General features: G+C 44.6%; 5 protein-coding genes. 4 read left to right on the forward strand and 1 reads right to left on the reverse strand.

The features are described 5' to 3' along the window. The coding region (locus H6G97_RS47765; RefSeq protein ID WP_190941080.1) for a transposase at positions 1–351 on the forward strand (351 nt) is incomplete at its 5' end. A 3-nt stretch (positions 352–354) separates the two neighbouring features. Here the strand turns inward: H6G97_RS47765 and H6G97_RS47770 are convergent. Further along, entirely contained in the window at positions 355–1,134 is a 780-nt protein-coding gene (locus H6G97_RS47770) for a hypothetical protein (RefSeq protein ID WP_190947338.1), read from the reverse strand. A gap of 148 nt (positions 1,135–1,282) precedes the next feature. Here H6G97_RS47770 and H6G97_RS47775 point away from each other — a divergent pair, with 148 nt between their 5' ends. The 3 genes from H6G97_RS47775 to H6G97_RS47785 all read left to right on the forward strand — a co-directional run bounded on the left by H6G97_RS47775 (position 1,283) and on the right by H6G97_RS47785 (position 3,462). Further along, complete coding sequence (locus H6G97_RS47775) at positions 1,283–1,528, forward strand: helix-turn-helix domain-containing protein (protein WP_199345100.1); 246 nt, start codon at positions 1,283–1,285, stop codon at positions 1,526–1,528. 152 nt (positions 1,529–1,680) lie between these two features. Beyond that, complete coding sequence (locus tag H6G97_RS47780; protein ID WP_190947339.1) at positions 1,681–2,586, forward strand: hypothetical protein; 906 nt, start codon at positions 1,681–1,683, stop codon at positions 2,584–2,586. 480 nt (positions 2,587–3,066) lie between these two features. Then, positions 3,067–3,462, forward strand: a complete 396-nt coding sequence (locus H6G97_RS47785; protein ID WP_190947340.1) for a sulfotransferase — start codon at positions 3,067–3,069, stop codon at positions 3,460–3,462. Positions 3,463–3,555: the final 93 nt, after the last annotated feature.

Genomic DNA, 3,555 nt, shown 5'->3' on the forward strand with positions numbered 1-3,555 from the left:
ACCTCAGCCAGTCTTCCAGAACGAGAAGGAGCGAAAAAAGTTCTCAACCGAGTTCACAATACAGGCAGTCAGGTAAAACGTTTAAATCTTATTTGGATGGACGGCGGATACCGTGGTGAAGAATTTATGCGTTGGGTGATGGATATGTTTCGCTGGATTGTGGAAATTGTGCTTCGACCATTGGAAAAGAAAGGTTTTGTCCATTTACCAAAGCGCTGGGTTGTTGAGCGAACTTTTGGTTGGCTTAACTGGTGTCGACGTTTAAGTAAAGATTATGAACGACTACCAGAAACCTCTGAGACTTTTATTTACATTGCGATGATCCGGATTATGGTCAGGCGACTGGCATAATTTTTAACTCGCTTCGACTTTTAAAACATCCTCTAAGGGTTGCTCTAAAAAATATTCATCAAAAATGGATTTATCATCAGTAGACACGCCCAGCATTGACAGCGATTGAACTGCTGACATTGCCGAATCACAGGGTATGCGCTGGGTTTCGTCTGCTGCGCGTGTGAACCACCAGCCGCCGTCAGTCTGTCCTACTTCGCCTAATTTCTCGTCATTCTGATAAATGCCGTCGTCCAGAATTTCGTAACCGTACTTCTCGCACTCGTTGAAAATCTGTGCCATGATTTCGTTGCCAGTAGTGCATAGTTTTGCTTCTTGTTCCTGCACTGGTAATGAGCCGTCTTTGTAGTGAGTGCAGATGAAGCGATGACAACGCATTGGAGTGTTGGCACGGAATATTTCTTTGTCGTTGACCATGACTACCCAACGTTGGGTTAAATGATTGTCGTCATGGCTGATGCTGGCTAACAGTTGATTACCAGCATAATATTCGTGATGGTCAAACGAGATTTCGACTATTGTGAGGGGTTCGGGAGCTACAACTTGGACTTGGTCAGCGATGTAGCTGTCGAGTTCGGCTTGGGCGAGGGCTTGGTTGTCGGGGGCAGTGGGGGCAACTTTCTGAATCTTGGTTGCCTGATAGTTAACAATGGCAGAAATCCAGGCATCCTTACAGCGTTTGTCGCTTACTTCGACTGTGCAGCCGATTTCGCTGTAGATTTGCTTGAGCCGGGCAATGGATTTCAGTTGCAGCTGTTGATAAGTGTAAATGGCGTAAGTCATAATAAATCAGTTCCTAACGGGACAGAAAGCGCTTCGATTACCAGTCTGGGGCGCTTTCTTTATACCTAATAGTGTAATCTGTTAATTAACAAGTTGTCAACTGTTTAGTTGACAATTAACATATACTTTTAGAATTGGAATTACGACTATGACTGTGAAAGTAAGACGGATTATTAAGTTAGAAGTAGATGTTCCTGGATTGGGCGATCGCATCAAACAGGCTAGAGAAGCTAGGGGGCGACCAGTTACACAGATGGCCAAAGAAGTCGGAATATCTCGTAACTATTGGTATCAGTTAGAGGCGGAGGCTGTTTTAGGTGGTGTAGCAGAAGAAACTCTTCGGAAGATTGAAGAGGTGCTAGGTGTAGATTTAGGGGTACAGTTTGATGATTGACCTTCATACTATTAATCCTCTTGCTCTCCCCTCTGTCTTATTAGAGAAGCGATACCTGGGTTGGGCTACAGCTATGCAGTTATCAGTTACATCCAGAATTTACGTTGCAATTGACTCTGAGAAAATCCCATTGAACTAGAAAAGGTGGAATCATGCCTAAACCGCCTTCTAGACGCAGCAAAGCCACCTCTCCCGCATCTACCGATTCAACTTCAGCAGCTAGCTCTGTAAACGAGGATATCTCCCAGCAAGTAGATCCAAGTTCAGCAACAATTACAGTTAGTGCTGTTGAAGTAACAGAGTTGACCCAGGAGGAGCAAAGCGATCGCTTGTACTTGGAGAGGAAAGTGGAGAGAGCGTTTTTTGAAGCAGGCAAAGCTTTAATAGAATTACGCGATCGCAGATTGTGCCGTTCCACGCACAAAACCTTTGATGAGTACTGTTTGGACAGGTTTGGCTACAATCGTTCCCGTTCTTACCAGCTAGTTGATGCGGCAGTTGTTGTGGACAACTTGCAAAAATGTCCACAAATTGTGGACATTTTACCGACAGCAGAGGGGCAAGTTCGACCCATGACAAAGCTTGAACCCCAGGAACAGCAAGAAGCGTGGCTAAGAGCAGTAGAGCTTGCTGGCGGGAAAGTGCTAACTGGTAGAATCGTCAAAGATGTGGTGCAAAGGATTATGGAGCGAACCCAAGTACCCAATACCTACCAGTTGGGGGAAGTGTGCCAAATTCTTGCAAAGGACAACCCGGAACTTAGAGGCAAGGGTGGCTGTTGGGCGATTGTCAGCGCAGTGAATGACTTTAGTTGTAGCGTGAGAATGTGGGATGGCGAGTATGCCGTTGGGTTGCAGCACCTGAAGTCCTTCAACTATCTGCCCCAGGAGTGTCAGCAGATGCAGGTGATTTGCGATCGCATCAATCGGGTGTATTCGGGTGGCCTGGAGGAATCAGTGCAGGGGTTTCTGGAGTCGCTGGGGAAGCTGAAGCGGGCTTATTTGACGGGGTTGGAAGAAAAGGTTTTGAGTTTGCTAGAGGTTGAAATTAAGGATTAATGCAACAAAAAAGAATGCACCAATGCTTTGTAGGATTGCATAAAATTAAATTTGAATTTGTGTATTGACGGCAATTTATTAAAGAGTTGATTGGCAATGTACCGCGAATAAAGCGATTGCGGCAGCGGTATCAAGCAACAACGCCAACTAGACTGGCGGGAGTACATCATCTGCCTATCGGCCAGTGAAAGGGTTTTCTCCACCACAAGATTCCAAGCTTGACAGCTTCCATTCAAGAAGTTTATTGGTAAATACAAAAAGTTTATAGGAAAACCGAGGTTTTCATCTTGCTTTCGGTTTCTGACTATGGCATTCTTCTAAAATAAATCGGTATCTCGGTTGATTAACCGGGGATTGATACTTTATTATTGCTCTATGCTGCTTGAGTGAAAGAGATGGAGCTGGGTTGATTGAATCAACCTATGGTTACGATTCAGTTTGCAATTAACCACTCAATCAGCCAGAACAGGAGAGAGTAATTTGGCAATTTATTTAGCAGAAAAACCAATTTTTGTCATCGGTCCAGAGCGATCGGGAACCACATTGCTCATGACCATGCTTGGCAGCCACCCTCGGATTTCGGTTCTCGAAGTTGCCTGGTTGTATCCCAGGTTTTATCCTTACCTCCATAGCTATGGAGACTTGAGGCAGACAAAAAACCTGCGGGTTTTGGCAGAAGAAATGATCTTCGGTTTGAAGACTCCTTTTTGGGGATTAGACGTTAACCCCAGAACAGTGGTTGATGACATTCTCTCCTTGCTGCAAGAGCAAAGCTTTGCTGGAGTCTATAGTGCCATGCTGGAATGGTACGCTAAACATGAAGAAAAACCGCGTTGGGGAGAGAAGACACCCTATAAGAGGCTATTTATAAAGTAAATCTAAAGAGGAAATAATCAAGTAGAAAACTAGCTGTAAGATACAAGCAAATAGTATATATACTGAAGAAGAATGTCTTGTAAACGGTATCCT

The organism is Nostoc flagelliforme FACHB-838 (genome assembly GCF_014698065.1).
In the GTDB taxonomy this organism is placed as follows: Bacteria; Cyanobacteriota; Cyanobacteriia; order Cyanobacteriales; family Nostocaceae; genus Nostoc; species Nostoc flagelliforme_B.